The 18,408-nt window shown below is 48.8% G+C and carries 18 protein-coding genes; 13 read left to right on the top strand and 5 right to left on the bottom strand.

Going from position 1 to position 18,408, the window contains the following annotated elements; genetic code table 11:
* Positions 1-13: 13 nt before the first annotated feature.
* The 3 genes from BM082_RS09350 to BM082_RS09340 all read right to left on the bottom strand — a co-directional run bounded on the left by BM082_RS09350 (position 14) and on the right by BM082_RS09340 (position 2,770).
* Positions 14-286, bottom strand: a complete 273-nt coding sequence (locus BM082_RS09350; protein WP_074926713.1) for a DUF3624 domain-containing protein — start codon at positions 284-286, stop codon at positions 14-16.
* Positions 287-442: 156 nt separating this feature from the next.
* Positions 443-1,894 carry a dihydrolipoyl dehydrogenase gene (locus tag BM082_RS09345; RefSeq protein WP_074926711.1) on the bottom strand — a complete coding sequence of 484 codons (1,452 nt, stop codon included), beginning with the start codon at positions 1,892-1,894 and terminating at the stop codon, positions 443-445.
* Positions 1,895-2,038: 144 nt separating this feature from the next.
* Positions 2,039-2,770: a glutathione peroxidase gene (locus tag BM082_RS09340; RefSeq protein WP_017013149.1), complete on the bottom strand. Its 732-nt coding sequence runs from the start codon at positions 2,768-2,770 to the stop codon at positions 2,039-2,041.
* A gap of 148 nt (positions 2,771-2,918) precedes the next feature.
* Between BM082_RS09340 and oxyR the strand changes: the two genes are divergently transcribed.
* A complete protein-coding gene (oxyR, locus tag BM082_RS09335; RefSeq protein ID WP_017013150.1) occupies positions 2,919-3,821 on the top strand; it encodes a DNA-binding transcriptional regulator OxyR in 903 nt (300 codons plus the stop codon).
* 105 nt (positions 3,822-3,926) lie between these two features.
* Here the strand turns inward: oxyR and BM082_RS09330 are convergent, their stop codons facing one another.
* Positions 3,927-6,437: a penicillin-binding protein 1A gene (locus BM082_RS09330; protein WP_017013151.1), complete on the bottom strand. Its 2,511-nt coding sequence runs from the start codon at positions 6,435-6,437 to the stop codon at positions 3,927-3,929.
* Positions 6,438-6,584: 147 nt separating this feature from the next.
* On the opposite strand from BM082_RS09330, the gene pilM reads away from it, so the two are divergent.
* The 9 genes from pilM (at position 6,585) to BM082_RS09285 (ending at position 15,340) form a co-directional block, all read left to right on the top strand.
* Entirely contained in the window at positions 6,585-7,529 is a 945-nt protein-coding gene (pilM, locus tag BM082_RS09325; RefSeq protein WP_074926709.1) for a type IV pilus biogenesis protein PilM, read from the top strand.
* Positions 7,513-8,100 carry a PilN domain-containing protein gene (locus BM082_RS09320; protein WP_017009594.1) on the top strand — a complete coding sequence of 196 codons (588 nt, stop codon included), beginning with the start codon at positions 7,513-7,515 and terminating at the stop codon, positions 8,098-8,100. The genes pilM and BM082_RS09320 overlap by 17 nt, the downstream gene beginning before the upstream one ends.
* Positions 8,093-8,683 carry a type IV pilus inner membrane component PilO gene (locus tag BM082_RS09315; RefSeq protein ID WP_017009595.1) on the top strand — a complete coding sequence of 197 codons (591 nt, stop codon included), beginning with the start codon at positions 8,093-8,095 and terminating at the stop codon, positions 8,681-8,683. The genes BM082_RS09320 and BM082_RS09315 overlap by 8 nt, the downstream gene beginning before the upstream one ends.
* Entirely contained in the window at positions 8,680-9,210 is a 531-nt protein-coding gene (locus BM082_RS09310; protein WP_017009596.1) for a pilus assembly protein PilP, read from the top strand. Before BM082_RS09315 ends, BM082_RS09310 begins: the two co-directional genes overlap by 4 nt.
* Positions 9,207-10,946, top strand: coding sequence for a type IV pilus secretin PilQ (locus BM082_RS09305; RefSeq protein WP_425285237.1), 1,740 nt, complete (start codon positions 9,207-9,209; stop codon positions 10,944-10,946). The genes BM082_RS09310 and BM082_RS09305 overlap by 4 nt, the downstream gene beginning before the upstream one ends.
* A 282-nt stretch (positions 10,947-11,228) precedes the next feature.
* Positions 11,229-11,747 (top strand): shikimate kinase AroK, encoded by a 519-nt coding sequence (gene aroK, locus BM082_RS09300; protein ID WP_026024547.1) that lies wholly within the window; start codon positions 11,229-11,231, stop codon positions 11,745-11,747.
* 30 nt (positions 11,748-11,777) lie between these two features.
* Entirely contained in the window at positions 11,778-12,854 is a 1,077-nt protein-coding gene (gene aroB / locus BM082_RS09295; RefSeq protein WP_074926704.1) for a 3-dehydroquinate synthase, read from the top strand.
* Positions 12,855-12,884: 30 nt separating this feature from the next.
* Positions 12,885-14,402, top strand: coding sequence for an AAA family ATPase (locus tag BM082_RS09290; protein WP_074926701.1), 1,518 nt, complete (start codon positions 12,885-12,887; stop codon positions 14,400-14,402).
* A 104-nt stretch (positions 14,403-14,506) separates the two neighbouring features.
* The gene (locus tag BM082_RS09285; protein WP_017009601.1) at positions 14,507-15,340 is read left to right on the top strand and encodes a Dam family site-specific DNA-(adenine-N6)-methyltransferase; all 834 of its coding nucleotides are present in this window, start codon (positions 14,507-14,509) and stop codon (positions 15,338-15,340) included.
* Positions 15,341-15,358: 18 nt separating this feature from the next.
* Here BM082_RS09285 and BM082_RS09280 read toward each other — a convergent pair whose 3' ends face one another.
* Positions 15,359-15,571 carry a DUF2970 domain-containing protein gene (locus BM082_RS09280; RefSeq protein WP_017017654.1) on the bottom strand — a complete coding sequence of 71 codons (213 nt, stop codon included), beginning with the start codon at positions 15,569-15,571 and terminating at the stop codon, positions 15,359-15,361.
* A 249-nt stretch (positions 15,572-15,820) separates the two neighbouring features.
* Here BM082_RS09280 and rpe point away from each other — a divergent pair, with 249 nt between their 5' ends.
* The 3 genes from rpe to trpS all read left to right on the top strand — a co-directional run bounded on the left by rpe (position 15,821) and on the right by trpS (position 18,293).
* A complete protein-coding gene (rpe, locus tag BM082_RS09275; RefSeq protein WP_017009603.1) occupies positions 15,821-16,495 on the top strand; it encodes a ribulose-phosphate 3-epimerase in 675 nt (224 codons plus the stop codon).
* Positions 16,496-16,498: 3 nt separating this feature from the next.
* Entirely contained in the window at positions 16,499-17,197 is a 699-nt protein-coding gene (locus BM082_RS09270) for a phosphoglycolate phosphatase (RefSeq protein WP_074926699.1), read from the top strand.
* Between the two features lie 79 nt (positions 17,198-17,276).
* On the top strand, positions 17,277-18,293 hold the full coding sequence (gene trpS / locus BM082_RS09265) for a tryptophan--tRNA ligase (protein WP_017009605.1): 1,017 nt from the start codon (positions 17,277-17,279) through the stop codon (positions 18,291-18,293).
* Positions 18,294-18,408: the final 115 nt, after the last annotated feature.

Raw genomic sequence — 18,408 nt, 5'->3', positions numbered from 1 at the left:
TGAGAAAGAAAAATTACTGAACCGGCCTTGTGCCGGTTTTTTCTTTGTCAGGTAGCGGTTTTCGAAAGGGCATCACAATAAGGTGTAGAGCGAGTAACCCGGCACTCGCCCCCGCAGCAAACAAGATCGAAATGGACTCGACGGATTTAGGGGTATCACTGAACCCGGCCAACCATATTGGCCAAAGCACCACATTCATTACCGCGAGTTGCATCATGCAGCGCTTACAACGACCAAGTTTGGCGCTGAGAGATATTGCGGGATTTTTACAGGTGCGGCAGCTCATCGGAACTCTCTAAGGCAGTGTGGGGCTCGGGTTGATGTTCTTAAAGATAATCAGTTGTTGGTTTTCTCGCAATACGAGGGATCAAATCCTCGCCATAAAAAAGCCCCCGCAAGCGGAGGGCAAAAACACTATGTAGTGTTGGCAAGGGGTGGTGAATTAACAGCCTGGACCGCAATCCAAGCAGTGTTTAATCATTTCAGGGCCTAAGTGCAGCTTGGCATTTAGGTCTCGAAGGGCGGTGCGGACACCTTCTTCAATCACAGGATGGTAGAACGGCATGTCTAGCATCTGTGAAATGGTCATTTTGTTTTGATGCGCCCAGGCAAGCAGGTGTGCAAGGTGCTCTGCGTTCGGGCCCATCATTTCTGCACCTAAGAAGCGGCCAGTGCCTTGTTCGCCATAGACGTTCAATACACCTTTATTTCTCAGCATCACACGTGAGCGACCTTGGCCTTCGAAAGAGACGGTGCCTGTTTCAAAGCACCCACACGTCCCTAAGCGTGTTGTGATTTCTTTATAGGTTTCACCGACCATTGCGATTTGAGGATCAGAGAATACCGCTGAAATCTTGCTGCGACGCAGTCCTGCGCGAATGTCAGGAAAACGGCCCGCGTTATCACCGGCGATTCGACCTTGGTCTGCAGCTTCATGCAGCAACGGCAATTGGTTACTGGCATCACCCGCGACGAAAATAGACGCAACGCTGGTTTGCATGGTGTACGGGTCGGCAGTAGGGACACCGCGAGCATCAAGTTCCATGCCTGTGTTTTCGATGTCGAGCTTGTCGACATTCGGACGACGGCCTGTTGCTGCCAATACATAATCAACGGCGATGCGTTGGGTTTCACCCTGCTTGTCGATGTAGCGAATGTGGACGTTATCGCCTTCGCGCACCATTTCTTCGACTTTCGCGTCTGGGTCTAAATAGAATTCTTCGTTAAAGGTCTTATCGGCATATGCCATGACCGTTGGGTCTGTCAGCGGACCCACTTGGCCGCCAACACCAAACATCACCACGTCGACACCCAGTCTTTTCAGTGATTGGCCGAGTTCTAAGCCAATGACACCTGGGCCAAAGACCGCAACTGAGCTTGGAAGGTCATCCCAATCAAACACATCGTCATTCACGATCAGTCGGTCACCCAAATCATTCCAAGGTGCTGGCCATGCAGGGCGCGAGCCTGTTGCAATAACAATGCGTTTCGCTTCAATGCGGGTGTGGTCGTCGACAACCAAGGTGTTGTTATCAATGAATTTGGCATAACCTGCGATTTTGTCTTCAGCAGGAATGTCATCAACACCTTCTAATACAAAGCCCACGAAGCGGTCACGTTCGCGTTTTACACGGTCCATGACTTCGCGACCATTGATAAGGATCTCGCCTTGAGGATGAATACCAAAACCCGGCGCTTTTTCAATGTGGTGAACAGCTTCAGCAGCGGCAATAAGCAGTTTTGATGGCATGCAACCAACTCGCGCACAGGTTGTGCCGTAAGGGCCGCCTTCAATCATGACGACATTGTCAGCATGGGCTTTTGCTGCACGATACGCACCGAGACCTGCGGTACCACCACCAATGATTGCCACATCAACGTTTAGGGTTTTCATGTTATTACTCCAGACGAACGCATTATTTTTCCCAAATTTAAGGTGCAGAAAGTCAGCCACCGCAGCCTTGTCATGTGGGTAGAAGGTGTGTATTAAACGATTGATTGGGAAAGCAGGGCGGCGATTGCCGCCCTGTTTGGAGGATTAAGCGAGGTAAGCTTCTAGCTCTTCGCTACCACCGATGTGCTTACCGCCGATGAAGACTTGCGGCACTGTAGCGCGGCCTGTTACAGCGCGTAGGCTCACAGTGGTGGCATCCTGGCCCAAAATCACTTCTTCGAACTGTAGCTTGTTATCAATCAGAAGTTGCTTCGCTTTCGCACAGAATGGGCAACCTGGTTTGCTGAATACAGTGATTGATTCTTGCAGTTTATGGTTCGGTGCCAAGAAGTTCAGCATGGTGTCTGCATCAGACACTTTGAACGGGTCGCCTGGCTCGTTTGGTTCGATGAACATTTTCTCAACCACGCCGTCTTTCACCAGCATGCTGTAACGCCATGAACGCTCGCCGAAACCAATGTCGTTCTTCGGCACTGCCATGCCCATACCGCGGGTGAAATCACCGTTGCCGTCTGGGATGAATCGGATGTTTTCTGCTTCTTGGTCAGCTTTCCATGCGTTCATTACGAAGGTGTCGTTAACGGATACACAAAGTACTTCGTCTACGCCGTACTCTTGGAATACTGGGAACAGTTCGTTGTAGCGTGGCAAGTGGCTAGAAGAACATGTTGGTGTGAATGCGCCTGGAAGACTGAACACAACCACTGTTTTGCCTGCAAACAGCTCATCAGTTGTTACGTTTACCCATGCGTCGCCTTGACGGGTTGGGAAAGTAACGCTTGGTACGTTTTGACCTTCTTTATTTACAAATTCCATGTTGTTACCCCTTGGATATTATTCTTTAAGTCGTTTTCTAAATCCGGTGTTCCCGGTTGATGAAGCTATATTAGTATTTTAAGACTGGATAGTTCTAATTGATTGGGTTTATCATTTCAATAAGTAAAATCTATCAATGGAGCAAGCAGTGAACATTCGCGATCTTGAGTATCTGGTGGCGTTGTCTGAACACCAGCATTTTAGAAAAGCCGCAGAGGCTTGCTTTGTCAGTCAACCTACTCTTAGTGGACAAATTCGTAAACTGGAAGATGAGTTAGGTGTGGTATTACTTGAACGCACTAGCCGTAAAGTCCTGTTTACCGATGCGGGTATGTCGCTGGTTAAGCAAGCGCAGAAGATCCTGATGGAAGTGAAAGTGCTGACCGAAATGGCGAGCCAGCAGGGCGAAGACATGTCTGGGCCGTTGCATATCGGGTTTATTCCAACGGTGGGTCCTTATTTGTTGCCGCACATTGTGCCGGCCCTCAAGCAAGCCTTTCCTGAGTTAGAGCTTTTTCTTCACGAAGCACAAACCCACCAACTGGTTCAGCAGTTGGAAGAGGGCAAGTTGGACTGTTTGATCCTTGCGTCAGTGCGAGAAACCGAACACTTCAAAGAGATCCCGCTTTATCACGAGCCGATGATCCTTGCGGTACCTGAAAGTCATCGTTGGGCAGATGAAGCAGAAATTCCAATGCCAAAACTGCAAGGCGAAACCTTGCTGATGCTGGCGGATGGGCATTGTTTGCGTGACCAAGCGATGGGTTTTTGTTTTGCAGCAGGTGCTCATGAAGATTTACGATTCAGAGCAACGAGCCTAGAAACGCTGCGAAACATGGTGGCGGCTGAAACCGGCATTACCTTGCTGCCGAAGCTTTCTGTGCCTGACACGCTGCGTCGAGATGGTGTGGTGTACATTAAGGCGGTAGACCCTGAGCCTCAGCGTCTGATCACGCTGGATTACCGCCCAGGTTCGCCGTTAAGAGCACGCTATGAGAAGCTTGCTAGCATCATTAGCGAGACCATGAGCGCGCACTGTAACGCTGCTTAGGTGGCTATCCGCATAGATTCGTAAATACCTCTCGCATCAATGCTGATATAGCAGAAACGAAAAAGGCGCTTGATAGCGCCTTTTTGCTTTTTTACGCCGAGAGGCTTAGAACAGCTCTTCGCCTTCGCTCTCGTAGATGTTGCCGCTGCTTGCTGCCGCAGAGACGTAATCTTTCGGTTCAGAGCCTTTTTCGAAGTACTCGAACATAGAGCTGCCGTCGGTTTTGCGGGTAAGCAATCCGGTATCACGGTCAATACGGACTTTCACAATTCCTGACGGCGTGACTTTACGTTGCTCCGGCACATCGGCGACTGCATCAACCATAAAATCGATCCACGCAGGTTGCGCTGTTTTCGCGCCGGCTTCCGCACCCGCAATTTGCTCTTTGCCAAGGTTCGCGTTGTTTGAGGTGCGACCTAGATTACGTGAATGGTCATCAAAGCCAACCCAAACCGTTGCAACCAAACCAGGTGCGAAGCCTGAATACCACGCATCTTTCGAATCGTTGGTGGTACCGGTTTTACCGCCAATGTCACGTCGGTTTAACGGTTTTTGCGCACGCCAGCCTGTGCCGTTCCAACCTGTTCCACTGCGCCAGCTGCCGCCGCCCCAGATGTTGGCTTCAAGCATTTCGCGTACAAGGAATGCATTTTGTTCGCTGATCACTTGCGGCGCTAACGACGGTTCGTTTTCCATGTCTGCGGTCTGATCAAGCAGGCTTTCTTCTTCCTGAAGGTTCTCTGAATCTCGCTTGTTCACCACCGCATCGCAATTTTCACGGCAAATGGTTTGTGGGTTCGCAACGAAAAGTGGTTCGCCAAATGGGTCGTCCACTTTGCTGATGTAGTAAGGCTTGAGGTAGTAACCGCCATTCGCAAAAACACTGTAGCCTTGAGCGACTTCCATTGGCGTCAAACTGCCTGCACCCAATGCCAAGGTTTCAGAGCGTGGCAAATCGTTGCGTTTAAAGCCAAAGCGCGTCAGAAAATCGATGGATTCATCAAGGCCAACACGACGAAGCACGCGCACAGCCATTACGTTCTTAGATTGTGCAAGACCGATACGCACGCGCGTTGGACCTGTGTACGTTGGTGGCGAGTTCTTAGGGCGCCATGCGGTGCCTTGGCTTGAATCCCAGCGGTTGATTGGCGCATCGTTCACGAGTGTCGCCAGCGTCATGCCCTGATCAATGGCCGCAGAATAGATAAAGGGTTTGATCCCCGAACCGACCTGACGGACGGATTGGGTTGCACGGTTAAATTTACTGTGGACGAAGTTAAACCCACCAACCAACGCTTTGACGGCACCGTTTTCTGGCGACAGTGCCACCATGGCGGTGTTTGCATCTGGCACTTGGCTTAGGTGCCAATCTTCACCGATTTGCTGTACCCAAATTTGCTCGCCAGCATTCAGCACATCACCGGCACGTTTTGGTGCGCGGCCTTGGCGTGTATCCGTGACATAGCGACGTGCCCATTTTATGCCGTCCCAAGGAAGCGCCACAACGTCGCCTGTTTCCAGTTCAACGTTGGCCGTTTTCTCTTCAACCTTAACAACAACCGCTGGCTTTAATTCGCCATAGCTGGGTTGTTTTTTCAGGTGTGCTTGGATCTTGTTGGCATCCCATGCTGCACTTTTCTCTCCCCACAAGGTGGCAACTGCACCGCGATAGCCATGGCGTTGGTCGTAAGACAAGAGGTTAGAAATGGCAGCATGTTGCGCTGCATTTTGAAGACGAGAATCGATGGTGGTGTAAACCTTCATGCCTGACTCGTAAACGCCTTCACCATATTTCTCAACCGCCCAAGAGCGAGCTAATTCCGCCACATACGGGGCGCTGAGTTCAATTTCAGCACCGTGGTAACGAGAAAGGATGGTCTCGTTTTTGGCTTGCTCATATTCAGAGCGGGTGATGTAGCCTTCGGTCAGCATACGACCAAGCACGACATTACGGCGTGTTGTTGCACGAGCTACCGAGTAAAGAGGGTTCATTGTAGACGGGGCTTTTGGCATACCTGCAAGGGTCGCAATCTCACTCAACGTGAGCTGATCGAGGCTTTTCCCGAAGTAAACACGAGCAGCAGCACCGAAGCCGTAAGAGCGGTATCCCAAGAAGATCTTATTGACATAAAGCTCCATTATCTCCGGTTTGGAAAGAAGTTGCTCGATGTGGATCGCAATAAATATCTCTTTGATTTTACGCATTATTTTCTTTTCGTTAGAAAGGAAGAAATTACGCGCAAGCTGTTGGGTAATGGTACTGGCACCTTGTTTTGCCGAGCCGGACATGGCGACGACGAGTGCAGCTCGTGTGATACCGATTGGGTCGATACCTGGGTGCTCATAAAAACGGCTGTCTTCGGTGGCAATCAGTGCATCGATCAGATCTTTAGGGATCTCATCATAGGTCACTGGAATTCGACGCTTCTCGCCAAATTGAGAGATGAGCTTTCCATCCGCACTGTAAATTTGCATTGGGGTTTGGAGTTCTACGTCTTTCAGCGTGGCTACATCGGGTAGCTCTGGCTTGACGTAAAGGTAGAACCCGAAAATTGTACCCACTCCAAGTAATATGCAAATTATTGCAAGGATAAGCAGTCGCTTAATGAACTTCACTAGATATTTCCCGTAACGTTTTTTGTCGAACTGTTCAATAGATTAGTGTCGCTAGTATAAAGATAACTGAACAAAAAATATCGAACCTGCTGAGAGAACTTTCAAAAAAGTTACTTGATGCTGACTTTTAAGAAGGTGTCATTTCAGATGTTTGGTCAAACCACGGCATTAGGTATCGAGTTTGGTACGCATGCTGTCAGAGCTGCACTGATTCAAAAGCATGGCGATACATATCGTGTGAATGCGTTGGTGTCAGAAAAGTATGGCGGTAATTCTCTTACCGATGCGTTGCGTTTGTTAAAAGAGCGACTTCGCAAAAACATTAAAGCGCCTTGGCAATGGCCTTCTCAACAAGTGCTGGGTGTGCCACAAAGCAAAGTCGTCCTCAAAAGAATCGCCGTTCCGACAGATTTACCCGAAAACGAACAATTTATTCAGGTCGGCATGATGTTGGCTGAAAGCCTCGGCCTGCCCATGGATGAGCTTTTGTACGATTATCGCGTGTTGCCCAATGGCGAAGGTGTTGAGGTGTATGCGTGTCGAAAAGTGACGCTGAAAGACTCGCTCGATGCGCTGTCAGAAGCTGGGTTTCATTTGTCCGTTATAGAGCTGCAAGCACATGCACTCATGCGACTTCATCAACATCACAGCGAAAAAGGTGAAGCAACGGGCACTGAACTGTTTGTCGATATCAGTCATGAGCGCATGCAAATATGCCTAGGTGACAACCTTTCCGACCCCTTTTTCCGAGAGTTGCCGTTGCCTAACGAGAGTTTGGGGGCGGATTCTTTGTTGGGGCGTAATCGCTACGCAGAAACGCTTGCCGATACTATCCAACGACAATATCAGCTTGCGGCGACACAATTTCCGGGTAAACACGTGTCAAACTTGATGTTATCGGGAGAAGGGCTTTCTGATGTGGATGCTCTCCATTTAGAAGCGCACCTTTCATGGCATGTCGAGACGTTCAATCCTTTGATGACGATGTCACTCACTCAAAAATTGGTAGAAGGGTTGGACGAGCCACCTTCAACTTGGACGACGGCCATTGGATTGGCATTGCGCGGGATGGATGATGCGACAGTCAATTAACTTACTGCCTTGGCGAGAAACACGTCGCCTCAAACAACGACGCACATTCTTCAATCATATGGGTGCGGCGGCTGTCTCTGTGGCCATCTTGCTCGGTGGTGCGTCGTGGTATGCCAATGTACAAATTGAGCGTCAAGAGGCACGGAATGCGCGCATTCAGCAAGAAATCACCACCTTGAACCAGACACTACAACGTTTTTCAAAAAGAGCGGTGGAGCGGGAAGAGCTTCAGCGACGCCTGATGCTCGTGAATTCTCTTCAACAGCAAAGGAATAACTCAATACTCTTATTCAATCTGCTGCCTGAAATTACGCCGGAAGGGGTTGTGCTGGACGACGTGTCGTTAAAAGCAGGAAAAGTCACGTTACGAGGGCGCAGTCGGTCTAATGCCCAATTGGCAACGCTGTTAGCGCTGCTTGAAACCCATAAAGGCGCGACGCATGTTCAGATGCATTCCATCGTGAATAACGCCAGCGAAGACCAAATGGTGGCAAAGCAATTCAGCGCCACGTTTGAGTTGGTGGGTTTTATCCTTCCGAGTTTACCAATAGAGGCGAAGAAGAATGGCTGATTGGCGTGATTGGGAACTTGATGAAATCCCTGAATGGTCCGCAACGGCACAAAATGTTCTGCTGGGTCTCTTTTCTGTTGTGGGGCTTGTGGTCGGGGCATTTTTTGTGGTGATGCCACTTTTAGGTGACGCGACGTTAGCGAAACAAGAAGAGAGTCTATTGCGGACCCAGTTTCGGATAAAAGCGGAAAAAGTGGCGGCTTTACCGGATGTGGAAGAGCAGATCAACGAACTGCAATCTTTCTACGATCACCTTGCGTTGCAACTCCCTGCGGAAGATGAGCTTGCTCTGTTGCTCGCAGGTATTAATGACACTGGACTTCAGTTTAATTTGAACTTTGAAAACTTGAACTGGAGAGCAGGGAAAAAAGTCGGCTGGCTCTACCAAGTGCCTCTGGAAATGGAACTGTCGGGGCCGTATCACGAGATAGGCCACTTTTCAGCCGCTCTCGCAAGAATGCCACGCATTGTCGCATTGCAAGATTTTCAGTTGTCACGACTCAAGGATAAAAATGGCGAGCTGATGTTCTCTGTATCTGCTCATACCTATCGCTACATCGGCGGACAAGGAGAGACGCAATGAAAAGTGTTTCCCTATTGATGATGGTGCTGGTCCTTTCCGGTTGTGGTGATGATAACGGCCATGACGACTTAGAGCGCTTTATCAGTAAAACCTATGCGTCGGCTGAGGTTACTGCAACGCCGTTACCCCCTAAACCGAGTTTCTCTCCGTTAGCGTTCGCACCGCCCGTGAAGACGGATCCCTTTGTGTTGCCGATGGCGATGGAAGAGGAGGCGTTGGCGAAAGGCGATTGCTGGCAACCAGAAAGGTTACCGAAGAATGATCCGCTTGAACGCTTTGAATTGTCGTCATTGACGTTTAAAGGGGTGATCGGTGCACCAGGCAGTTATTGGGCGTTGGTGTCATCGCCGGACAACAGTATTCACCGTGTTGGCATTGGCCGCATGCTTGGCAGCAATCGCGGACGTGTTGATAGCATCAGTCAGCAAACGCTATCGCTGACAGAGCACCTGCCCGATGGGCTGGGGTGTTGGCAAGTAAGAAACGTCAGATTAGTACTTAATAACAAACATAAGGGTACAGAATGAAAAGCCTGAGGAAGGGATGCCAAGGCAAGCTGAGAAAAAGGGGGCAGGTTTTAAGCGTTGTGTCACTGTTTTTCTTTTCTTCCTTTGCGATAGCAGCCAATGAACTACATCAGATTGATGTCAGTAAAAATGAAAAAGGCAGCACGTTGTTTTCATTGATCTTGGCTGAAAATGCGGTGGTTACCGATTTTAAAAAGAACAAACAAAGCCTAGAAATCAGCCTTAAAGACACGCAGGTGATTGATAATCTTGTGGGTTCAAAAAGCCTTGATGGGCTAAGCAAAACCGCATTGTCGATGGTGGTGGAGTCTCGCGATGATGATGTTTGGTTAAACATAGCAACGCAAAATGATTACGCGTATGACTACTACCAAACCAGCAATGTATTGACCGTGGAGCTATTGCCTCAGGCCACTGTTGTTAGAGGTAAAACAACTAAAAACAAAACCACATCAGGCAATTCCCGCATCTCCATCAATTTCCAAGATATTCCTGTTCGTTCCGTGCTGCAGATGGTTGCTGAGCACAATGGCTTCAACTTGGTGGTGTCTGACAGTGTGGATGGTAGTTTAACCCTACGCCTTGATGATGTGCCGTGGCAAAAAGCGCTGGATACCATCTTGAAAGTGAAAGGGTTAGATAAGCGCGAAACGGGCAATATCTTGTTGGTCGCTCCCAAAGCAGAGTTGGATGAACAAGAACGTTTGGTGCTTGAAAAGCGTCGCCACGAAAGGGAGCTTGCGTCATTGCGCTCTGAAGTGATTCAGATTAAATATGCCAATGCGGAAGATCTTAAAACCCTACTCGATGGCGGTGACGACGATGAAGAAGATGAAGGCATTAGCTTGTTATCGGAACGTGGCAGTTTGGCGTTTGATGTGAGAACTAACTCACTGGTTATTAAAGATCTTTCTGACAATATCGAGATTGTTAAGTCGCTGATTGAGATACTGGATGTTCCGGTTGAGCAAGTTGAAATTGAAGCGCGGATTGTGACCGTCGAAGAAGGTGTATTGGATGAAATCGGCGTTCGCTGGGGCGTCACGAATACAAATGGCAGTTTTTCAACCAGCGGGTCAATTGAAGGCCAAGGGCAGCAATTTGGGGATGCTGACTCTGGAGGCGAAGGTTCCAGTAGTGTGAACGATATGCTTAACGTCAACCTCGCTGCAACCAGCATCAATGCGCCTAGTGTGGCTTTCCAAGTAGCGAATCTGGGTAAGAACCTTCTCTTAGACTTGGAACTATCTGCGTTACAAGCGGAATCAAGTGCTGAAATCATTTCGAGCCCGAGATTGCTTACGACGAATAAGCGAGCGGCTTACATTGAGCAAGGAACGGAATTACCGTACCTAGAAGCATCATCCAGTGGTGCTGCTGCCGTGTCATTTAAAAAAGCAGTACTCAGCCTTTCCGTGACGCCTCAAATCACACCTGATAACAAACTGGTTCTGGATTTGGAGGTTACACAGGATAAACCTGCGGGCTCTGTTGTTGCTGGTGGAGGTGAGGCTATGGCCATTAGTACGCAACGTATTGGTACTCAGGTATTGGTAAATGACGGCGAAACTGTGGTTCTCGGTGGGATTTATCAACATGAAATGACAGAGAAAGTGGATAAGGTGCCATTGCTGGGAGATATTCCTGGGCTGGGTCAACTCTTTCGTCGTGACTATGAAAATATGACGAAACGAGAGCTATTAATCTTTGTAACGCCTCGGATCATCACTCAGTAAATGTATAGCCTTCATGCGGTTAAAAGCATAATTTGAAGGAAAAGACCAAAATGGCTGTAAACGAGACCAAACGTCTGTTTCAGCCATTTTTCTTTTCAAACATCGGGCCTTATAGAATTTAAACTGACGCTTGGGTGTATTTTAAGTTGCCAACAGGCATAGTGACCTGAGATAATTTTTGGTCTGATCACGAATTATCTGTGAGGAAATTGGCGCCTCGGGCTTTCGATTACGAGCCTGCGGGCGGTGTTGTTTTCATTAACCGCGCGTAAACTGCTTAAAATGGCTGAAAAACGAAATATCTTTCTTGTAGGTCCAATGGGGGCTGGCAAAAGCACAATTGGTCGTCACCTTGCTCAGCAACTACACATGGAATTTTTTGACTCGGACACCGTGATCGAAGAACGCACTGGTGCTGATATCGCATGGGTATTTGATGTAGAAGGTGAAGAGGGGTTCCGCGACCGCGAAGAGAACGTCATTAACGATCTGACCCAAAAGCAGGGTATCGTTTTGGCGACCGGTGGTGGCTCCATCAAGAGCAAAGAGAGCCGCAATCGTCTGTCTGCTCGTGGCATCGTGGTATATCTAGAAACCACGATTGAAAAACAATTGGCACGTACTCAGCGTGACAAAAAGCGTCCGTTACTCCAAACCGAACAACCTCGTGAAGTTCTGGAAGAGCTAGCTGGCGAACGCAATCCTTTGTACGAAGAGATTGCTGACTATGTGGTTCGCACGGATGATCAAAGCGCCAAAGTGGTTGCTAATCAGATCATTGAGTTGCTAGAAGATCACTAAGCACTAAATCTCGACGCAAAAAGGTATTCCATGGAAAGGATTGACGTAAACCTGGGCGATAGAAGTTACCCTATCTCTATTGGGGCCGGATTGTTATCTGATCCCGCCTTCTTTACTGACGCTCAGGGCCGTCAGGTTGTGGTGGTGACAAATGAAACCATTGCACCTTTGTATGCTGAAAAGCTCATGGATACCTTGAAAGAAGCTGGCGGCATGCCAGCTTTGCTCTCACTGCCTGATGGTGAGCAGTACAAAACCCTCGACACGTTTAATGTCATCAATACCTTCTTGCTTGAAGGTAACTACGCCCGCGATGTCCTTATCGTTGCTTTGGGTGGTGGTGTGATTGGTGATGTTGTCGGTTTTGCTGCCGCTTGTTACCAGCGCGGTGTTGATTTCATTCAAGTTCCTACCACATTACTTTCCCAAGTTGATTCGTCTGTTGGCGGTAAAACCGCAGTGAATCACCCGCTCGGGAAAAATATGATCGGCGCATTTTATCAACCTAAAGCTGTGGTGATTGACATCGATGTGATGGCAACCCTTCCCGAGCGAGAATTCGCAGCGGGCATCGCAGAAGTGATCAAATACGGCATCATTACAGATTTACCTTTCTTTGTGTGGTTGGAAGAAAACCTTGATGCATTCAACGCTCTCGACGCAGATGCGTTGGTTTATGCCATCAAGCGCTGTTGCCAAATCAAGGCAGATGTCGTTGCTGAGGATGAAAAAGAATCCGGTGTTCGCGCACTGTTGAATCTTGGCCATACGTTTGGGCATGCGATTGAAGCTGAGATGGGATATGGCAACTGGTTGCATGGTGAAGCTGTTGCTGCAGGTACCGTTATGGCTGCGCAAACCGCTCACCTTCAACAACTACTTTCGCAAGAAGATGTTAGCCGTATCACTTCCTTGCTTGAAAATGCAAAACTCCCCGTGAAAGCACCCGCCACCATGGACTATGATGCCTTTATCAAGCACATGAAACGCGACAAAAAAGTGCTTTCCGGGCAACTACGATTTGTTCTGCCAACCTCGATTGGAACGGCGGAAGTGGTTGCGAACGTTACTACCGAGACGCTTGCAGAGGTCATTGCGACACGTTAAGCGGGTTTGTATATGACAGGCTCCCACGACATGATTGCGTTGGATTTGGACACCCAGATCCAACTTTTGTCTAGAATTCAATTTCTTACTCGATTTAGTTCTAACCTTGTCCAAGTGACAGGTGAATCTGGCGCAGGTAAAACCTGGCTGAGTGAGCGCTATCTCGAAAATTGGGCAAACGAGCCCAATCAATCTCTCCTAATTTGTAATCCCAGCCAACAGGATGCGCAGCACCGTGCCATCATCCTGCGCCAAATCGTGCGCGATGGTGTGTTCAACGAAAACGATTCTATGCTGCAAAGCCTTGAGTACATGCTCGAAGGCCAAAATATCCATACCTTGATTGTCATTGACGAAGCACACCGATTGAGTGCGACGTTAATCGCAGAGCTTTGGGCGTTGGTGACAGAAGCGCAGCAGCGTGAAAACTGGCAAATCAACGTATTGCTGTTTAGCTTGCGTGGTAAATTGAACAAATGGCTACAGAAAGTCTCCTATGGTCAAGGGGTTAAACCGCTTGAGCTTGAGGTTAGCCCGCTCGCAGAAAACGAACGGGAAATGTTTATTGAAGTTATGATGGTGAGTCGCCAACTTGATGCGGCACAGCGACGCGCACTTAAACAAAAAGCCGCACTATTGCCAGCTTTACCCGGTGCCCTGAAAGGGCTCGAGCAACAGGAGACATCTTCGATGGAAGAGAAAAAACGTCGTTCGTTACTCCCTTTACTGATATTAGCCTTCCTCTTGCTGGTTGCGGGGGCTGGCATTGTTTGGTGGACGCTGACACAGCAATCTACGGAAAACGTAGAAGCAACAAACGTCATTCCTGATGGCGTGAAAGAGTTGTCAGAGTTGCTCGATGAAAAAGAAGCTGAAATGGCCAAGCAAAATGCTGCCGAAGCACAAGGTAGCGAGGCAACAGTGCTGAATGCCGATGCCATTGATGACAATATCGCGTTGCCGGAAGATCCCACGGTGGAAGGTATGACGGTGGGTCGCCGTGATGAAAACCGTCGTATCGTGGTGCCAGACCGTGTGGTTGATGCCATTATTGACGACCAAGCCATTGGTGGCGATGGAACAGCTGCCGTTGATGAAGCCTTGATCCCTGAGCTTGCAGAGCAAAACCAAGTGCCAGCAACGCCTGCCACTGAAAATACTCAGGCATCAGCGACAACGCAAGAACAGGCCGAGAATGCGCAGCAGACACCTGAGCCACTTGCTCCTGCGCCTCAAGCGGTGAACGTGACGCTTTCAAATGCGGAGTTGTTGGCTATTTCAGAGACGCGCTACGCACTGCAGCTTGCTGCATTACAGTCAAAAGCGGCCGTGGATGATTTCCTCCAGCAGTACGGCATCGAAAATACAGCGCGTGTTTACGAGACGGTACGTAACGACGAAGCGTGGTACATGATTCTTATTGGGGATTATCCATCGGTGAATGCCGCGCGACGCGCTGAGCTGGAATTGTCAGCCAATGTTCGCCGTTTGACACCTTGGGTGAAATCATTTGCGCAAATCCATAAAGAGATTGCGCTTGCCAACTAACCTTACCTTCAACTTGATTGGGGCGTGAATTTACGCTGATTGATGGCTAAAAATGAGATACAATCCGCCCCCTTTCAAGCAGCAGTGGTAGTGGATACACATTAATGAAAAAGCATCGTGCCTTTCTGAAGTGGGCTGGAGGGAAATACTCTCTGGTTGAAGAAATCCGCAAACACTTGCCTGAAGGCAAAAAGTTGATCGAACCCTTTGTCGGCGCCGGGTCTGTATTTTTGAATACGGATTACGAGCACTATCGCTTGGCTGACATCAATCCTGATTTGATTAACCTCTACAACCTGGTTAAGCAATCGCCGGAACGTTATATCGACGACGCGCGAAAACTGTTTACACAAGAGTACAATCAAAAGCCTGCGTTTCTTGCCATCCGCGAAGAGTTTAACGCCACCACAGACCCCTACCTGCGTTCATTGTATTTTCTTTACATGAACCGCCACGGATTCAATGGCCTTTGCCGCTACAACAAGAAAGGTGGTTTTAACGTGCCGTTTGGCTCGTATAAAAAACCATACTTCCCAGAAGCCGAACTTGAGTATTTCTCAGAGAAAGCCAAGAAAGCCACGTTTGTGTGTGAGAGTTATCAGCAGAGCTTTAAAGCGGCACGCCGTGGCAGCGTGATTTACTGCGATCCACCGTATGCTCCGCTTTCAACCACCGCGAATTTCACCACTTACGCAAGTGGCGGTTTTAGTTTGGATGACCAAGCGCTGCTGGGTGAGATTGCGCGCAAAGCGGCCATGGAAAAGAACGTTCCAGTGCTCGTGTCGAACCACGACACTCAGCTAACGCGAAGCCTATACCATGGGGCGGTACTGAATGTGGTACGTGTAAAGCGCACGATCAGCAGAAATGCGGGTGGGCGTAACAAGGTAGATGAACTGTTGGCGTTGTTCAGTGGCGACAGCCCTGAGTTGCCATAACGGTATGAGGTGGTACGTTTAGGCTGATATCACCACGGACACGATAGCCATGAGTCCAAGCACAAAAAGCACCACGAACACCACGCCGACAACGATGTAAGGCACCATGCTTGATTGTTTGAAGTCCCGTTGTCGGTTCTTGTCTGATTGCACCCCAAACATCGCCGCAAATACACTCTTTACGATATCGATAAAGCCAACGTTATCTTTGTTATTGTCAGTATTCGGCATCTTCTCTTCTTCATGTTTCTTCGCTTTCCCCCAGCTTAGCTGACAAACAAGCCTCCCCTGTGTGCCATTGGTAAAACTTTTGCTAATGCTAGCTATCAACGCATCTGATAAGACAGGCGACGTTCAATCGGGTAGAATTGCGCCGACTTTGCTACAACCTCAAGTGAGTTTAACGCGCTACCCATTACCCTAAGTTTTTGCAAACCGTACACAGAGGCTTAGGGTAATTGGTATAAGTGAGGCTACAGGATGAAGGATTTTCTTATTGCACCGTCGATCCTTTCGGCGGATTTCGCGCGTTTAGGTGAAGATGTCGATAAAGTATTGGCAGCAGGTGCTGACGTTGTTCACTTCGACGTCATGGATAACCACTATGTGCCAAACCTGACATTTGGTGCGCCAATCTGTAAAGCGCTTCGCGATTACGGCATCACAGCCCCAATCGATGTGCATTTGATGGTGAAACCGGTTGACCGCATTATCCCTGATTTTGCGAACGCGGGCGCGAGCATGATCACCTTTCATATAGAAGCCAGTGACCATGTTGACCGTACCTTACAATTGATTAAAGAGCATGGCTGTAAAGCGGGCGTGGTCTTTAACCCTGCAACGCCACTTCACCATCTTGACCACATCATGGATAAAATCGACATGGTGCTCTTGATGTCAGTAAACCCGGGTTTCGGTGGCCAATCCTTTATTCCTGAAACATTAAATAAACTGCGCGAAGTGCGTCGTCGTATTGATGAAAGCGGCCGCGATATCCGTCTTGAAATTGATGGCGGTGTGAAAGTTGACAACATTCGCGAAATTGCAGAAGCAGGTGCTGACATGTTTGTGGCAGGCTCTGCAATCTTTGGTCAACCTGACTACAAAGCCGTGGTTGATGAAATGCGCGCAGAACTGAGCAAAGTAGGACAATAATTCGTGACGGCAAGATTTGAAAACATCAAATACATCGCATTCGATTTAGACGGAACGCTGGTTGATAGCGTGCCTGATCTGGCTGAAGGCATTCGTATGGCACTGGCAGATTTCAATCTGCACACCGCCACGGATGATGAAGTGCGTAACTGGATTGGTAACGGTGCAGAGATCATGCTCAAGCGCGCGCTTAGCCAAAGCGTGACGATTCGTCCTGATATCGATGAATCGCTATACCGCCAAGTGCGTGAGCGTTTTAACTTCCACTATGCGAACAACGGCCACGACAAAACCATTGTCTACCCAGGGGTGAAAACCACCTTGGCTGCGCTTAAAAATGCAGGCTTTGTCTTGGGCATTGTCACCAATAAGCCGTATGAGTTTGTTCCAGAAATCCTTGCTGACTTGGGGTTGGCACAATACTTCACCGACGTGATTGGTGGTGATTCGTTGCCAACCAACAAACCCGACCCAGAAGGTTTGTTCTCGCTGCGTGACAAGCATGGTTTAACTGCAGACCAAATGCTGATGGTTGGTGACTCGAAGAACGATATTCTTGCTGCGAAAAATGCAGGTATCGCCTCTTTTGGTCTGACGTATGGCTACAACTACGGCGAGCCGATCAGTGATAGTGCGCCGGATAGCGTGGCAGATCACTTTGACCAACTTTTAACGGTTCTCAGTACCGAAAAAACAGCGTAAATTAAACCTTCGATTTTCTCGAGCTTAAAGCCAGGGTGTGGTCACTCTGGCTGATTTTACTGACAGGAACAGAAAGAACATGAGTAACCCAACGACCAAACCCATTGTACTTAGCGGTGTTCAACCTTCAGGTGAACTCAGTATCGGCAACTACATCGGTGCTTTGCGTCAGTGGGAACAAATGCAAGATGACTTCGATTGCCAATACTGCATCGTAGACTTGCACGCGATCACTGTTCGTCAGGAAGCGGAAAAACTGCGTGAAGCGACACTCGATTCACTTGCGCTTTGCCTTGCGGTAGGTGTAACACCTGAAAAAAGTAACTTGTTCATTCAATCGCACGTGCCTGAGCACGCGCAATTGGGCTGGGTGCTGAACTGCTACACGCAAATGGGCGAGCTTAACCGCATGACCCAGTTCAAAGACAAGTCAGCACGTCATGCAGAAAACATTAATGCGGGTTTGTTCGGCTACCCAGTATTGATGGCTGCGGACATTCTTCTGTATCAAGCAAACCAAGTGCCTGTGGGCAATGACCAGAAGCAACACTTGGAGCTTGCGCGTGATATCGCGACCCGTTTTAACAATGTATACGGCGACGTGTTCAGCGTGCCAGAACCGTACATCCCACAAGTGGGTGCGCGTGTGATGAGCCTGCAAGATCCGACGAAGAAAATGTCGAAGTCTGACGATAACCGCAACAACGTGATTGGCTTGCTTGAAGACCCGAAAGCGATTGCGAAGAAAATTAAACGCGCAATGACCGATTCAGAAGAGCCACCACGTGTTCTGTTTGATATCCAAAACAAGCCAGGCGTGGCGAACTTGATGGGTCTGATGTCTGTTGCGACAGGCAAGACGTTCGCTGAAATTGAAGCAGACTACGCTGACAAAATGTATGGCCACCTGAAAACCGACACGGCAGAAGCGGTTGTTGCGATGCTTGAGCCTGTTCAACAGCGTTATGCGCAATTCCGCCAAGACCGTGCTTACTTAGATCAAGTCATGAAATCAGGTGCAGAAAAAGCCTCTGAGCGCGCGGCTGTGACCTTGAAGAAAGTGTACGAAGCTGTGGGTTTTGTTACCCGTCCTTAGTCGAAACCTAATCTCGTCTAATCAGATCAAAAAGCAGCGATTTCGCTGCTTTTTTTGTCTTAATCTCTCCTGTTCCCATCATATTCTCTCTCTTTTGACGCTTTCTTTATCTGTT

Origin of the sequence: Enterovibrio norvegicus DSM 15893 (genome assembly GCF_900115495.1) — a bacterium.
Taxonomy (GTDB): Bacteria; Pseudomonadota; Gammaproteobacteria; order Enterobacterales; family Vibrionaceae; genus Enterovibrio; species Enterovibrio norvegicus.
The sequence above is the reverse complement of the archived record's forward strand: the minus strand, read 5'-3'. Positions and strand labels throughout refer to the sequence as shown.